The organism is Allobosea sp. 05L423, from assembly GCF_056397745.1.
On record NZ_JBFTOA010000018.1, the window covers coordinates 41,774 to 55,010 of the forward strand.

At 65.7% G+C, this 13,237-nt stretch carries 15 protein-coding genes; 10 read left to right on the plus strand and 5 right to left on the minus strand.

Going from position 1 to position 13,237, the window contains the following annotated elements; translation table 11 throughout:
* Positions 1–56 precede the first annotated feature (56 nt).
* Both accD and AC1DNE_RS25180 read left to right on the plus strand, forming a co-directional pair.
* Positions 57–956, plus strand: a complete 900-nt coding sequence (gene accD, locus AC1DNE_RS25175; protein WP_441472185.1) for an acetyl-CoA carboxylase, carboxyltransferase subunit beta — start codon at positions 57–59, stop codon at positions 954–956.
* A 29-nt stretch (positions 957–985) separates the two neighbouring features.
* Positions 986–2,308 (plus strand): bifunctional folylpolyglutamate synthase/dihydrofolate synthase, encoded by a 1,323-nt coding sequence (locus AC1DNE_RS25180; RefSeq protein ID WP_441472184.1) that lies wholly within the window; start codon positions 986–988, stop codon positions 2,306–2,308.
* Positions 2,309–2,311: 3 nt separating this feature from the next.
* Here the strand turns inward: AC1DNE_RS25180 and AC1DNE_RS25185 are convergent, their stop codons facing one another.
* Positions 2,312–3,175, minus strand: coding sequence for an alpha/beta hydrolase family protein (locus AC1DNE_RS25185; protein WP_441472183.1), 864 nt, complete (start codon positions 3,173–3,175; stop codon positions 2,312–2,314).
* 27 nt (positions 3,176–3,202) lie between these two features.
* Here AC1DNE_RS25185 and AC1DNE_RS25190 point away from each other — a divergent pair, with 27 nt between their 5' ends.
* Together AC1DNE_RS25190 and AC1DNE_RS25195 are read left to right on the plus strand one after the other, a co-directional pair.
* On the plus strand, positions 3,203–4,045 hold the full coding sequence (locus AC1DNE_RS25190; RefSeq protein WP_441472182.1) for an aldo/keto reductase: 843 nt from the start codon (positions 3,203–3,205) through the stop codon (positions 4,043–4,045).
* A 132-nt stretch (positions 4,046–4,177) separates the two neighbouring features.
* Positions 4,178–4,852, plus strand: a complete 675-nt coding sequence (locus AC1DNE_RS25195) for a L,D-transpeptidase (RefSeq protein WP_476765224.1) — start codon at positions 4,178–4,180, stop codon at positions 4,850–4,852.
* Between the two features lie 15 nt (positions 4,853–4,867).
* On the opposite strand, the gene AC1DNE_RS25200 is transcribed toward AC1DNE_RS25195, so the two are convergent.
* Positions 4,868–5,749, minus strand: coding sequence for an aldose epimerase family protein (locus AC1DNE_RS25200; protein ID WP_441472180.1), 882 nt, complete (start codon positions 5,747–5,749; stop codon positions 4,868–4,870).
* Between the two features lie 230 nt (positions 5,750–5,979).
* On the opposite strand from AC1DNE_RS25200, the gene AC1DNE_RS25205 reads away from it, so the two are divergent.
* Positions 5,980–6,876 (plus strand): 2-dehydro-3-deoxygalactonokinase, encoded by an 897-nt coding sequence (locus AC1DNE_RS25205; RefSeq protein ID WP_441472179.1) that lies wholly within the window; start codon positions 5,980–5,982, stop codon positions 6,874–6,876.
* Positions 6,877–7,062: 186 nt separating this feature from the next.
* Positions 7,063–7,590, plus strand: a complete 528-nt coding sequence (locus tag AC1DNE_RS25210) for a retropepsin-like aspartic protease family protein (protein WP_441472178.1) — start codon at positions 7,063–7,065, stop codon at positions 7,588–7,590.
* A gap of 55 nt (positions 7,591–7,645) precedes the next feature.
* Here the strand turns inward: AC1DNE_RS25210 and AC1DNE_RS25215 are convergent, their stop codons facing one another.
* From AC1DNE_RS25215 to AC1DNE_RS25225, 3 genes are all read right to left on the minus strand, one after another.
* Positions 7,646–8,254: a TadE/TadG family type IV pilus assembly protein gene (locus tag AC1DNE_RS25215; protein ID WP_441472177.1), complete on the minus strand. Its 609-nt coding sequence runs from the start codon at positions 8,252–8,254 to the stop codon at positions 7,646–7,648.
* Positions 8,255–8,271: 17 nt separating this feature from the next.
* A complete protein-coding gene (locus AC1DNE_RS25220; protein WP_476765221.1) occupies positions 8,272–8,895 on the minus strand; it encodes a TadE/TadG family type IV pilus assembly protein in 624 nt (207 codons plus the stop codon).
* A 231-nt stretch (positions 8,896–9,126) separates the two neighbouring features.
* On the minus strand, positions 9,127–9,576 hold the full coding sequence (locus AC1DNE_RS25225; RefSeq protein WP_441472175.1) for a pilus assembly protein N-terminal domain-containing protein: 450 nt from the start codon (positions 9,574–9,576) through the stop codon (positions 9,127–9,129).
* A 472-nt stretch (positions 9,577–10,048) separates the two neighbouring features.
* Here AC1DNE_RS25225 and AC1DNE_RS25230 point away from each other — a divergent pair, with 472 nt between their 5' ends.
* The 4 genes from AC1DNE_RS25230 (at position 10,049) to AC1DNE_RS25245 (ending at position 13,229) form a co-directional block, all read left to right on the plus strand.
* A complete protein-coding gene (locus tag AC1DNE_RS25230) occupies positions 10,049–10,216 on the plus strand; it encodes a Flp family type IVb pilin (RefSeq protein WP_441472174.1) in 168 nt (55 codons plus the stop codon).
* A 157-nt stretch (positions 10,217–10,373) separates the two neighbouring features.
* The gene (locus tag AC1DNE_RS25235) at positions 10,374–10,886 is read left to right on the plus strand and encodes an A24 family peptidase (protein WP_441472173.1); all 513 of its coding nucleotides are present in this window, start codon (positions 10,374–10,376) and stop codon (positions 10,884–10,886) included.
* 124 nt (positions 10,887–11,010) lie between these two features.
* Complete coding sequence (gene cpaB, locus AC1DNE_RS25240) at positions 11,011–11,790, plus strand: Flp pilus assembly protein CpaB (RefSeq protein WP_441472172.1); 780 nt, start codon at positions 11,011–11,013, stop codon at positions 11,788–11,790.
* Positions 11,787–13,229 (plus strand): type II and III secretion system protein family protein, encoded by a 1,443-nt coding sequence (locus AC1DNE_RS25245; RefSeq protein ID WP_441472171.1) that lies wholly within the window; start codon positions 11,787–11,789, stop codon positions 13,227–13,229. The genes cpaB and AC1DNE_RS25245 overlap by 4 nt, the downstream gene beginning before the upstream one ends.
* The last annotated feature ends 8 nt before the right edge of the window (positions 13,230–13,237 follow it).

Sequence of the window (13,237 nt, forward strand, 5' to 3'; positions counted from 1 at the left end):
CCCCATTTTCGGCGTGACGGCGCCCCGGCGCTGAAAGCCCATCAGGGATTCATCCGATGAACTGGATTTCCGAAGTCGTCCGGCCGCGCATCAAGACGCTGTTCAAGCGCGAGACCCCGGAGAACCTCTGGATCAAGTGCCCCGATTCCGGGCAGATGGTGTTCCACAAGGATGTCGAGGCGAATGGCTACGTCATCCCCGGCTCCGAGCACCATATGCGCGTCACCGCGCCGGAGCGGCTGCGGCTGACCTTCGACGACGGCAAGTGGCTCGACGTCGCTTTGCCGGAGGTTTCCGTCGATCCGCTCAAGTTCCGCGACGAGAAGCGCTATGTCGACCGGCTGAAGGACGCCCGCGCCAAGACCGGCGCGCAGGACGCCTTCAAGATCGGCTATGGCCGGGTCAAGGGTCTGCCGATGACGCTGGCGGTGCAGGACTTCCACTTCATGGGCGGCTCGCTCGGCATGGCCGCCGGCGAGGCCTTCGTCAAAGGGGCCGAAACCGCGCTCGAGAAGAAAACCCCCTATGTCGTCTTCGCGGCTTCCGGCGGGGCGCGCATGCAGGAAGGCATCCTCTCGCTGATGCAATTGCCGCGGACGACCGTGGCGGTGCGCCGCCTGCGCGCGGCCGGCCTGCCCTATTTCGTGGTGCTGACCAACCCGACCACCGGCGGCGTCACCGCCTCCTACGCCATGCTGGGCGACATCCACATCGCCGAGCCCGGGGCGCTGATCGGCTTCGCCGGGCCGCGCGTGATCGAGCAGACCATCCGCGAGAAGCTGCCGGAAGGCTTCCAGCGCTCGGAATATCTCAAGGATCACGGTATGGTCGACATGGTCGTGCATCGCCGCGAGATCCCGGACACGCTGGCCCGGCTCGGCCGCCTGCTGACCAAGCAGCCGGCGGCGAAGAGCGAAGCCGCCGCTCCCGCGCGTCCGGTGGCCGAGGCCGTCTGAGGTTATTCACGGCTGGGGGCCGTCACGTCATGGGGTCTTCCGACGCCTTGCTCGCGCGCTTCATGGCGCTGCATCCCAAGCTGATCGACCTCTCGCTCGGCCGTATCCTCACCCTGCTGGAGCGGCTCGGCGACCCCCAGAAGAAGCTGCCGCCGGTGATCCATGTCGCCGGCACCAACGGCAAGGGCTCGACCATCGCCTTCATGCGGGCGATCCTCGAAGCGGCCGGCCTGTCCGTCCATGTCTATATCTCGCCGCATCTGGTGCGCTTCCATGAGCGCATCCGGCTGGGCGCGCCCGGCGGCGGCCGCTTCGTCGCCGAGGACAAGCTCGTCGAGGCGCTGGAGCGCTGCGAGGCGATCAATGCCGGCGACCCCATCACCTTCTTCGAGATGACGACGGCAGCCGGGCTCCTGCTCTTTGCGGAGAACCCCGCCGACGTGCTGCTGCTGGAGGTCGGACTCGGCGGACGCTTCGATGCGACGAACGTCATCGCGCACCCGGCCTGCACGGTGGTGACGCCGGTCTCGCTCGACCATTCCGAATATCTCGGCGACACCGTCACCAAGATCGCCGGCGAGAAGGCCGGCATCTTCAAGCGCGGCGCGCCGGCCGTGATCGCGCCGCAGGAGCCGGAGCCGACCGCGGTTCTCGAAGCCGCGGCCGAGCGCGCCGGCGCCTCCAAGATCCTCATCGGCGCGCAGGACTTCAACGTCCATGAGGCCGGTGGGCGGCTGGTCTACGAGGATGGCGACGGGCTGCTGGACCTGCCCTTGCCGCGCCTGACCGGGCGCCATCAGCACATCAATGCCGGGACCGCGATCGCGGCACTGCGCGCGGCCGGCTATAGCGCCCTGCCGACACGCGCCTTCGAGGAAGGCATGCGCCATGCCGACTGGCCGGCGCGGCTGCAGCGGCTGGCGCGCGGGCGCCTCGCCGAGATCGTGCCGGAGCGCGCCGAGCTCTGGCTCGACGGCGGCCACAACCCCGATGGCGGGCGCGTGCTGGCCCAGGCCATGGCCGACCTGGCCGACCGCAACCCGGCGCCGCTGGTGATGATCGCCGGCCTGCTCTCGACCAAGGACGCAGCCGCCACTCTCAGCCATTTCAAGGGGCTGGCGCAGGCGCTCTATGCCGTGCCGATCCAGAACTCGCTCGCCGCCCGCCCAGCCGAGGAAGTCGCCGATGCCGCCCGTGGCGCCGGCCTCGCGGCCGAGGTTTCCGGCTCGGTGGAACAGGCGCTCAGAACGATCGCGGCGCGCGACTGGCCGGCACCGCCGCGTATCCTGATCTGCGGCTCGCTCTATCTCGCCGGCGAGGTGCTCTCGGCCAACGGCACGCCACCGGCCTAGAGCCTATGACCCATGGAGAAAGCCGATCCGCTGCAGGAAGGCTTCGACGTCGCCGCGCCAGCTCTCGGTATCGCGGATATAGCGGTGCCCGTCCGTGCCATAGGCGGGCGCCGACACGAAGCGCGCGGCGCCGCCGGCCTCGGTGAAGGCCTTGAGCAGCCTGTTCGCCAGATCCGGCCCGAAGAAGCGGTCGTTGACGCTGTAGATCCAGAGCTCCGGCACATGGGAGTTTCGTCCATAGCGGGCTGCCGCAGCCACGAGTTCGTCAGGCTTGCAGACGTCATCCGGACCGCGCGAGCCGCGCCCGCCTGCGAAGTTCACGACCCCGATCAGCCCTTTGAGCGGCTGCGATGCGGCGGCGATCGACCCCCAGCCGCCGGCGGAGACGCCCATCAGCACGATCCTCGTCGGATCGGCATCGCGACGCGAGGCGACGCTCAACGCAGCGGCCCGGATATCCTCCGCCGTGGCCAGCCCCGCCTGGTAATAGCGCGCACGCTCGCAGCCGCCGTAATCCTCGGCCCAGCGCAAAGGATGCGGGCCGTAGCCGCGCCGGATGGGCACGGCGACCAGAATGCCGCGACGGGCCAGGCTTTCGGCGACCCCGCGGAGCGTGCCTCGGCCGAAATCGCTCCTGCCCGCCGCATCGCGGGGACTGCCATGCGACAGGACGAGCACGGGAAAAGGACCGGCTCCGCTCGGAACGTAGAGATGGACCGGGATCGGCGCGCCGTCGACATGCGCAACGGTGTCTTCGCGTGACTGCGCCCAGAGGGGCGCGCCGGCGAGTATCCACGCAAACGCCAGCGCGAAGGCGGCTGATGCTCTCCGGCGCCGATCAGCGCCAAACCGCCTGAAACGAAGCATATCGAGATTCTCGGGAGCGAGGCAGCGATGACGAAGCAGAATGACACCGGTTGGCGCGATGTCGCAAGGATCGGCCAGGGCAGCTGGTATATCGAGCAAGGCGACAAGAGCGAGGCGATCGCGGCGCTCAGGCGCGGCCTCGATCTCGGTCTCAGCCATATCGACACCGCCGAGATGTATGGCGACGGCCGCTCCGAGGCGATCATCGGCGAGGCCATCGCGGGCCGGCGCGACGAGGTCTTCCTGGTATCGAAGGTGCTGCCGCACAACGCCTCCCGGCAGGGCGTGCGCGCCGCCTGCGAGCGCTCACTGAAGCATCTGAAGACCGACCGGCTCGATGGCTACCTGCTGCATTGGCGCGGACCGCATCCGCTGGAAGAGACCTTCGCCGCCTTCGAGGCGCTTAAGCAGGAGGGCAAGATCCTCTCCTGGGGCGTCAGCAACTTCGACGAGGACGACCTCGACGAGGCACTCGCCGCCGCCGGCAAGGGCAGGATCGCCTGCAACCAGGTGCTCTACCATCTGCGTGAGCGTGCCATCGAGCACGCCGTGATCCCATGGTGCGAGCGGCACGGCGTCGCCGTCACCGCCTACAGCCCTTTCGGCCATGACGATTTCCCCGCCCCCGGGAGCGCTCAGGGCAAGGTGCTGTCCGAGATCGCCAGGGAGCACGATGCGACGCCGCGGCAGGTCGCGCTCGCCTTCCTGACACGGCGATCGAGCGTCTTTGCGATCCCGAAGGCGGGCAGGGTCACCCATATCGAGGACAATGCCGGGGCGCTGCGTCTTGCCCTCTCGGGGACCGACATCGCCCGCATCGACGCCGCCTTCCCGCGCGGCCGCAAACCACAGGCGTTGCCAATGATTTGATCGGTGCCGGAAACCACGTTCCGTCTTCCCACTTTACAGGCTCCGGCGCCCGCGCTTTCCTAGGGTCAAGGGCGACGGCCACCAGAGCCTCACGAGCGCCCGCTCAGCAGTAGCGTCTTCGGAGTTCGGGCGATGCGTCGCGTTCTCGGCATCTTGGCCGTCTTGTTCCTGTCCGTGCTCAGCGCCGCCCAGGCGCAAGCCGGCGTCGACGTCAGGGTCGACATCGCCGCCCAGCGCATGAAGGTCACCACCAGCGACGGCGAGGTCCATGACTGGAAGATCTCCTCCGGCCGCAGCGGCTTCCGCTCACCGAACGGCGTGTATCGGCCGACCCGTCTCGAGAGGAGCTGGTATTCGCGCAAATATGGCGGAGCGATGCCCTACGCGGTTTTCTTCCGCGGTGGCTACGCCATCCACGGCACGACGGCGGTCGGGGCACTCGGCCGCCCTGCCTCGCATGGCTGCATCCGGCTGCATCCCGCCAATGCCGCCAAGCTGTTCGCACTGGTGAAGAAGTATGGTGCCGGCCAGACCCGGATCGCGCTGAACGGCGCTGCGACCGACAATCTCTCGCGCTTCGCCAAGGCATCGACGACATCGAAGGCCAAGTTTGCGAAGGCTGCCCCGTCGAAGCAAAAGATCGCCAAGGCCAAGCCTCGCAGCCAGGACAGCACGATCGCGCAGCAACGCCAGGGCCATGGCTGGGAGGCGGCCCGCGGCCAGATCCTGCTGCGCCCGGCCCTGCCGGCCAATGCCTATGGCTACCAGCCCTATTATCCCAGCGGCTATGGCTACGGCTGGCGCTGAGGAGCAAGCCGAAAGCTAGAGCGCTTCCGGCACGATCCTGAGCCAGCCTTCCAGCACCTCGCCCGGCGCAAGCCGCTTCAAGGGAGCAGCCGCGCGTGCCGCCGGCTCGCTCGGCGCGCCGATGGCGTGGCTCTGCGGCTCGACGCAGAGGAAGTCGGCCCCGGGCGGTGCCCAGACGACCGGACAGTTCAGGCTTTCGCTCGCGGTCAGCGTCACGGAGAGTCCGGCCGAGGGCGTCTCGATCCGGGCGCAATCGTCCCAGCCGAGGAAGCTCCAGGCCGTTACGGCACCGGAACGGAACGGGCGCGGGTCGACAAAGGGGCCGCCCTGCACAAAGGTTTCCTGCCCTGTGGCGCGAAAGGCTTCGCCGAAGATGAGCGCACCGCTGGCGCGCATCACGAGGCGCGTATCGGCTGCGCAGGGGAACCAGGGATGGTGGCCGATCCCGAAGGGTAGTGCCGTTTCCGCCTCGTTCTCGATCGAGAGGCGGATGGTCATACCGGCTTCGTCGAGGGAAATGTCCTGGCGGGCGCGGTAGCGATACGGGTCCGCCCCCTCCGTTCGCCGATGCTCGATGAGGGTATGACCGCGGTCATACCGCAGCACCTCCCAAGCGGACTGCCAGCCGAAACCATGGATGGTGCCGGCCGGATCGTTGGCCGGAACCTGGAAGCGGCTCTCACCGTCATCGATCACGCTGCCGAAAGCCCGGTTGGCGAAAGGCAGCATGGCCCAGGTGCCGAAGAAGTTGGGGGAAGCGGTCGTGGCCTCGCTCCCCTGTGGCCGCAGAACATCGTGCCGGCGCCCATCCGGCCCGGTCCAGATCATGCGCGAGACGATGCCGCCGATCTCCGGAATGACCACGGCCTCCAGGCCGCCCGCTTGCAGCTCCAGCATCGCGCTTGTCCGATTCGTCCGTTATCCGAGGTCACAGCGTTGCCGTGATTGCAGGGCGGGCACAAGCCGGCACGCCTTGACCCGGTCCGGCATGGCGGAGACAGTCGCGCGCTAGATCGCCGCGCGTTCTACCGGACGCGGTTACGGCGATCTATATATTTGTTATCGCATCGGATTCTCCCGAGAAGTGGATTCCACTTTTCGGTCCGATGCTATTACCGGAGCCTAGCATGCCCAAACCTCTGATCGCGCTCGACTGGGGCACGACCCGCGCGCGCGCCTTCCTGATCGCGGAGACAGGTGAGGTTCTGCGGCGGCGGATCGCCGATCAGGGCATCCAGTCCGTACCGGCCGGCGGCTACCCCGCCGCCTTCGAGGCCCTCGCCGGGGATTTCCGGCGCGCCGCGCCCGATGCCGCCATCGTGCTCGCCGGCATGGTCGGCAGCCGCAATGGCTGGATCGAAGCGCCTTATGTCGCTTGCCCCGCCTCGCCGGCTGCGATTGCCGCCGCTGCGATCCGCGTCGAGCTCGACAAGGATACGACGGCAACCATCATTCCCGGCCTGAGCTACGACGACGGCGCCTTCGACGTCATGCGCGGCGAGGAAACTCTCATCGTCGGACTTGGTCTCGATGACGGCATCGCCTGCCTGCCGGGCACCCATTCGAAATGGGCAGAGATCAGAGACGGACGGATCACGCGCTTCGCCAGCTTCATGACGGGCGAGATCTACGGGCTGCTACGCAACGGCTCGATCCTGGGCCGCCTGGCGGAGGAAGCTGCCGAAGGCGATGCCGCCAGTGGCGCAGCGCGCGGACGGGCCGGCGCTTTGCGCCCCGGCGGCCTGCTCAATACGGCCTTCGCCGCGCGCACCGAGGTTCTCGCCGGGCGGATGCGCGGCGGCGAGGTCGGCCCCTATCTTTCCGCGCTTCTGGTCGGCCAGGAGATCGCGGGGGCACAGGCTATCTTCGGGAGGCGAAATCAGGTCCACCTCGTCGCCGACGGCGCTCTGGCAGAAAGCTATGGCGGCGCGCTGGCTGCGGCCGGGCTCACCGTGACCATGGTCACGCCCGAGCAGGCCTTTGTCGCGGGCATCCGGCGTCTTGCGAGCGATATCGCCGGATAATCGTCGCCGACGCGCCCCGCCACCGCTGTGCCAATTGCCGAAGCCTCGTGCCGGTAAGCGTGGATTAAGTCTGCGGACAATCCATACCCGGCGCCCGGCCATTGCGGAAAATCCTGCCGAACCTCTTCACCCTTCTTCAGGGCACCATGTTCATGGTCATGGCCTGGATAAGGCTGGGGAAAGATCGTGACATCGCACCCGATGGTATGGGCCTTGGGCGTGGCTGGCTTCGCCATTGTCGGCTCTCTCGGCTACACGCAATGGCTTGCTCCCCGGATCGGGGACCAGACACCATCGGTAGCGGTCGCCTCCGCCGAGCCAGCCGCGCCGGGGCCGCGCCAGCCCGTGACGCTCGCCGTGGCCGCCGACTATCGCGGGCACTACATCGTCCATCCGAGCGTCGAGAACTACCGGATCAAGATGATGGTCGACACCGGCGCCAGCATCGTCGCGCTGACCGCAGCCGACGCCCAGGCGCTCGGCATCAAGTCGGATGCCAATGCGCGCAAGATGATGCTGAGCACGGCCAACGGCACGGTTACGGGCTATCACACGGTGCTGCGCGAAATCCGCCTCGGCGACATCGTCGTGCGCAATGTCGACGCCGTCGTGCTGCCCGAACGCGCCCTTTCGATGAGCCTGCTGGGCAATTCATTTCTGAGCAAGCTACAGGGCTATGAGGTCCAGACCGGGCGGATGGTGCTGCGCGGCTAGAAAAGCGCGCCGGCCGCCCTGAACGAAGGCAGCCTGCCGGCGTCGGCGCTTAGCGTCAGTTGAACTTGGGGCAGCCCGTCACATCGCTGCGAACGATTTGCTCGATATTGTTGTCCCCCGCGGGCTTGCCGTTACGGGGGCGGGAATAGATCGGGTTGTCGCCCAGCGTGGCGTTCGCAATGAACGAGAAGGCATCCTTCCCGATCGGAGGCACGAAGTCATAGCTCGCGCGTGCCATGATCACGGATGTGCTGGGGACTTTGACGCTGCTCGGCAAGGAAACCGTGTCACCACGCGCCGGCACTGTGGCCCCATTGTATCCGCTGGCCCAGCAAATGCGGCCGATGCCGTTGGCATCGATGACGATACTGGCAATCATCATCTTCACTTTCGCGGAGCTGTAAGGCAGCATGATCGTCTCGCCCGCCTTGAAGATGTTGGTGATCTCGGCCGTCGGAATCGTCTGAAGACGTGCCGTCAAATCGCTCAAGGTCGACGTCAGCTGCGTCACTTTGCGATTGATCATGACCATCTGCGCAAGGTTGACCATGCCGAGATATGCCACAGCCAGCACAGGCAGCACCATCGCGAACTCGATGGCGGCCACCCCCCCGCTGTTGCTGCGAAAGCGGAGCCACAGGCCGGGCGATCCCTCGCGGCTCATCTTCGCTCCGAATCTGATCATGGAACGAACGGCTCCGCCCGGAAGGCCACACTCGCAACGATGCCGCGCCGGCCGGAATCCGCGCTGCCTATGTTGGCGAGGCTGGTCGACGCCCAGCTCGTGAGGAACAACTTGTAGTCGAGTACGGCCCGGACGACGACGATCTGGTTCGCGTCGGGCTGGCGGTAGGAAAAGCTGCTCGTATCAAGATTGCGGCCAGCGAGAGGGTTGCTGCTGGAAGTTCCCGTGCTGGCCGCGGAAAAGTCACCATAGGTGCGGACATCGATAGCCAGTTTGCTGCAGTCGATCATGTTCATCGCCCGCGCGCAGACATCGTCGCGGAAAGCGGCTGTATTGACGGAGGCGGTGGTCGAGCTATAGCGGCTACGCGACTCGCCGGTGAGCAGCACGCGCGACGCTTGCGACAGCGATTCCTCCAGGACCTGATTGGTCCAGAACATCAGCCCCGTCTCGATGATCGCCCAGATCAGCATGAAGAAGGGCAATGCGACGAAGCCGAACTCCACCGCCGTCGCCCCGTTCTCGGAACGCCGGAACCGCCGGATGACGGAATGCCCGGCGCGGCTCTCCCGCTCGGCTGCGATGCTCGCCTTCTCCGCTCGCGCAATAGGATGAAACATTTGCTGGCCTCGTCGAGCCCATTGCTCCGACCCGCCGATATCTACGGCAAAACAATTTCAGATCGGTTAGGAGCGTTTCGCCGGCACACCTGGCGAGGCAAAGGTTTCATTTACCTTGCCCGCGGCAAGGCGCCTACGCGCGTGAATCCACTATAGGACAGGATCGCCTGGCAGCGGCATCGCTGCAATTCCGCCGCGGCTCTCACGCATGGGATGCCGCTTGCCGGATCTCTATTTGGACCCAACGCCGGTTGCCTGAGCGTTGCGGCTCGTGGCCTGCGCCCCGACTTCGCCGAAATATTTCTGAGCGTCGCCCAGTTGGGCCGCAGGCTGGCATGTGGGCGTGCAGGAATAGCTTTCGCGCTCCATGCCGCGCTGCACTGTCAGGACCGTATCAGACGCCGCGCCAACCCGAACCACCGATTCCGCGAGCAATGCGCCGGTGCCATCGAGCGCGATCAGATTGGTCACGCCGAAACTCTTGCCGGTGACCACCATCACTCCGTTGCGCTGCACGGACACATCGGCGATGGCGGGATTGCCGACGATGACTGTCTGGGCCTTCTCGGGCAGGCGCACGACCTTGGCGTGATCGACCAGGACCAGTACGCTCTCGTTCTGGCCGTCCTGGGGCGCGGCGACCGCTGGAGCGATGGCCGGACCAACCATGGCGAGGATCATGGCGACCGCCCGAGGCGCGGACAGACGGCACCTTTCCGGCGGGTGATTGGTCGACATGGCGATGCCCCAAGCTCTGCGATGACACCAGACAAGCGCAAACTGATGAACCGAGTCTTAAAACCGCTGGAGGCAGCGAATTCCTGCGTTGTCATCGCAGTTGACGAAGCGGAATAAGCGCGGCACGCACGGCTCAAACGCCAAATCAATCCAAATACAACGAACGTATGTCGTCAGTTAAATATCTCATTTACCGATTATTTCATAGATCAAGTCTTGGATATTTTACAGAATACTTTCTATATATCCGTTAAATGGCCCGTTAACCACAGCGAAGACATCCCGATAAATCAATCAATTCTTGGGTCGCCTTAACCGATCAGCAAGAGGAGGGGGCTAATGTCGTTCTTGTCGCTGACCGAAGCCGCTTCAGAGCGAAGGCAGCCGTCAAACCGTGGTGTAAAGGAGTTCCATCATGACCAATGTTTTCGCTCGCTTCGTCAAGGACGAGTCCGGCGCCACCGCGATCGAGTACGGCCTGATCGCCGCCCTGATCGCCGTCGTCTGCATCACCGTCTGGACCAATATCGGCTCGAACCTCACCGCCAAGTTCCAGAAGGTCGACGACGCACTCAGCAAGTGATCAGAATTCGCGAGCGTAGAGCGCAGCGTCGCTCCCTCGCTTGAACGCCCCGGGTGACCGGGGCGTTCTGCCCTTTACAGCGTGGCTTTGCCATCGGCGTAAGGCTTTGGTGAGACAGTCCTGACAACATCGTCGCGAGGAATGGAGTAGTCGTCCCATGACCCTGTCGCAGATCGTGATCCTCGGCGTCTTTCCCCTCGCCATGGCTTATGCAGCGGCAAGTGATCTCGTCTCGATGACGATCTCGAATCGACTTTGCCTGTCCCTGGTCGTCGCTTTCGCCCTTTGCGCCGTGCTGTTGGGCCTCAGCCTAGAAGACGTCGCCTGGCATCTGGCAGCCGGCATGATCGTTCTCGTCGGGGCCTTCGGCCTGTTCGCGGCAGGCTGGATCGGCGGCGGCGACGCCAAGCTCGCCGCGGCGACCGCTCTCTGGTTCGGCTTCGACCAGCTCATGCCTTACCTCCTGCTTTCCAGCTTCGGTGGCGGCCTGCTGACGCTGCTGATCCTGCGCTTGCGCTCGCACCCGCTGCCTTCTCCTGCAGTGAATTGGGATTGGGCGCAGCGACTGCACGCGCCGAAGGAGGGCGTTCCCTATGGAATAGCTCTTGCGTTCGCCGCTCTGTTCATCCTGCCGGAAACGGCCATCTGGCGCGCCGCGATCGGCGTGTGAACGAGGATGGCGACGTAACGTTACTCCGCGTCAAAAAATATACGTCCGATTAACCATAAGTTGACGTTTCGCGACGACGATCCGGGATGAGGGCCAGCTCCGTCTGGCTGAGGATCGGACGTCGATGAGTCCCGCACGCATCATCATTCTCGTGGTCGCGCTGGCGGCAGGCGTCGGCGCCGCGCTGCTTGTTCAGCAGCCATCGCAGGCCCCGGCGCCGGTCGCCAAGGTCGAGCAGGCGCCAACCGTGCCCGTGCTCGTTGCAGCCAGCGACATCCCGATCGGCAACACGGTGACAGCCAATGATCTGCGGTGGCTGAACTGGCCGATCGCCGGCGTGCCAGGCGGCGTCATCCGCAAGGACGAAACCCCTGAGGCCGAGAAAGAGATCATCGGCCAGGTCGCCCGCTACGCCATTCTCGGCGCCGAGCCGATCCGTCGCGAGAAGCTGATCAGGACCGACGGAACAGGCTTCCTCTCCGCCGTGTTGCCCTCCGGCATGCGCGCGGTGGCGATCAGCACCGACAGCCGCGGTGCCAACACCGCAGGCGGATTCATCCTGCCCAACGACCGTGTCGACGTCATCTGCACCTGGCGCGGCGAGTCCACCTCCGGCCGCGGCGAGGCCCAGGTCAGCGAAACCATCCTCCGCAATATCCGTGTTCTGGCGATCGGCCAGAATGTGCAGGAGCGCAACGGCGAGAAGGTCGTGGTCGGCGAAACCGCGACGCTCGAGGTCGATCCCGGCCAGGTCGAAGTCCTGATCCAGGCGCAGAAGACAGGGACACTCTCCCTGGCTCTGCGCAGCCTGAAGGACGCCAACGAGCCGGCGCCGCCGCCTTCCGCCGACAACTCGATGACCCTCGTGCGCTACGGTGTCATCTCGAAGAGCGCAAAGCCATGACCAGATGCTCGTTTCGCCTCGCCACGGCTCTTGCGCTCGTCTTGATCGCCGACGGCGCCAGCGCGCAGTCGCCCGGCCGGGATGCCGCTCCGGTGCTCAATGTCGGCACCAGCGAGCACGCGATCTCACGCAAGCTCGACCTCTCGATCGGCCGCTCGCTGATCGTCGAACTGCCGCGCGACGCCAAAGAGGTGTTCGTCGCGAATCCGAAGGTCGCCAATGCGGTGGTGAGGACCGCGCGCAAACTCTTCGTCATCGGCATCGCCGATGGCGCGACCTCGATGTTCGTGATGGATGGCGAAGGCCGCCAGATCACTGCGCTCGAGATCAATGTCGGGCGCGATCTCAACGTCCTGCGCCAGACGCTGCGCACCGCGCTGCCGAACTCGCAGATCGAGATCAAGCCCGCCGGCGATTCGATCCTGCTGGTCGGGACTGTTCCCAATGCCTCTGAGGCGACGCAGGCCGTCGACATCGCCAACGCCTTCGTCGGCGTGTCCGACAAGAGCAACGCCAAGGGCGCGGTGATCAACTCGCTGACGATCCGCGACCGCGACCAGGTAATGGTCAAGGTGACGGTGTCGGAGATCTCGCGCAAGGCGATCAAGCAGCTCGGCATCAATTCAACCGGCGAGTGGAAGCTGGGCAAGTTCTCGATCACGCCGAACATCGACAACCCCTTCTCTCTGTCGCCGCAGGCCCTGTCCGCCACAGCGATCGGGGCCGGTATCGGCAATTCGCAGAACTTCACGCTGCGGGCTCTCGAGCGGGCGGGCCTTGCCCGCGTTCTGGCCGAGCCGAACGTCACCGCGATCTCGGGAGAGAGCGCGAAGTTCACGGCCGGCGGCGAAGTTCCGGTCCCCACCGGCTACACCTGCGACCCTGCCAAGGCCGTCTGCTCGCTCGGCGTCCAGTACAAGCCGATCGGCGTCGCCCTCAACTTCACGCCGATCGTGCTCTCGGCCAACAAGATCAGCATGCGTATCGCGACCGAGGTCACCGAGCTCGACTTCGAGAACCAGATCGTACTCCAGGGCGACCGGAACCAGCCCACCGTCACGGTCCCCGCTTTCCGCGTGCGCAAATCCGACACGACGGTCGAATTGCCGTCCGGCGGCACGTTGGCCACCGCCGGCCTGATCCAGCGCGTCTCCAAGACCTCGCTCAACGGCCTGCCCGGGCTGATGAACCTGCCGATCATCGGCGTGCTGTTCCGCTCGCGCGACTACCAGCGCGAGGAGACCGAGCTGATGATCACTGTCACGCCCTACATCGCCAAGCCGATGCAGCCGAACGAGGTCCAAAGGCCCGATGACGGCTTCGTGGAGTCCCATGACGCCCAGGCCGTCCTGCTCGGCCGCCTGAACAAGCTCTACGGCAGCGGCGGCGGCCCAATCCCGCAGGCCTACAAGGGCCGCGTCGGCTTCATCGCCGACTGACCGAACCG

Excerpts from the sequence above, each read along its gene's own strand:
- accD (WP_441472185.1), top strand. The coding sequence starts at position 57 with ATGAACTGGATTTCCGAAGTCGTCCGGCCGCGCATCAAGACGCTGTTC.
- AC1DNE_RS25180 (WP_441472184.1), top strand. The coding sequence starts at position 986 with ATGGGGTCTTCCGACGCCTTGCTCGCGCGCTTCATGGCGCTGCATCCC.
- AC1DNE_RS25185 (WP_441472183.1), bottom strand. The coding sequence starts at position 3,175 with ATGCTTCGTTTCAGGCGGTTTGGCGCTGATCGGCGCCGGAGAGCATCA.
- AC1DNE_RS25190 (WP_441472182.1), top strand. The coding sequence starts at position 3,203 with ATGACGAAGCAGAATGACACCGGTTGGCGCGATGTCGCAAGGATCGGC.
- AC1DNE_RS25195 (WP_476765224.1), top strand. The coding sequence starts at position 4,178 with ATGCGTCGCGTTCTCGGCATCTTGGCCGTCTTGTTCCTGTCCGTGCTC.
- AC1DNE_RS25200 (WP_441472180.1), bottom strand. The coding sequence starts at position 5,749 with ATGCTGGAGCTGCAAGCGGGCGGCCTGGAGGCCGTGGTCATTCCGGAG.
- AC1DNE_RS25205 (WP_441472179.1), top strand. The coding sequence starts at position 5,980 with ATGCCCAAACCTCTGATCGCGCTCGACTGGGGCACGACCCGCGCGCGC.
- AC1DNE_RS25215 (WP_441472177.1), bottom strand. The coding sequence starts at position 8,254 with ATGAGCCGCGAGGGATCGCCCGGCCTGTGGCTCCGCTTTCGCAGCAAC.
- AC1DNE_RS25220 (WP_476765221.1), bottom strand. The coding sequence starts at position 8,895 with ATGTTTCATCCTATTGCGCGAGCGGAGAAGGCGAGCATCGCAGCCGAG.
- AC1DNE_RS25225 (WP_441472175.1), bottom strand. The coding sequence starts at position 9,576 with ATGATCCTCGCCATGGTTGGTCCGGCCATCGCTCCAGCGGTCGCCGCG.
- AC1DNE_RS25230 (WP_441472174.1), top strand. The coding sequence starts at position 10,049 with ATGACCAATGTTTTCGCTCGCTTCGTCAAGGACGAGTCCGGCGCCACC.
- AC1DNE_RS25235 (WP_441472173.1), top strand. The coding sequence starts at position 10,374 with ATGACCCTGTCGCAGATCGTGATCCTCGGCGTCTTTCCCCTCGCCATG.
- cpaB (WP_441472172.1), top strand. The coding sequence starts at position 11,011 with ATGAGTCCCGCACGCATCATCATTCTCGTGGTCGCGCTGGCGGCAGGC.
- AC1DNE_RS25245 (WP_441472171.1), top strand. The coding sequence starts at position 11,787 with ATGACCAGATGCTCGTTTCGCCTCGCCACGGCTCTTGCGCTCGTCTTG.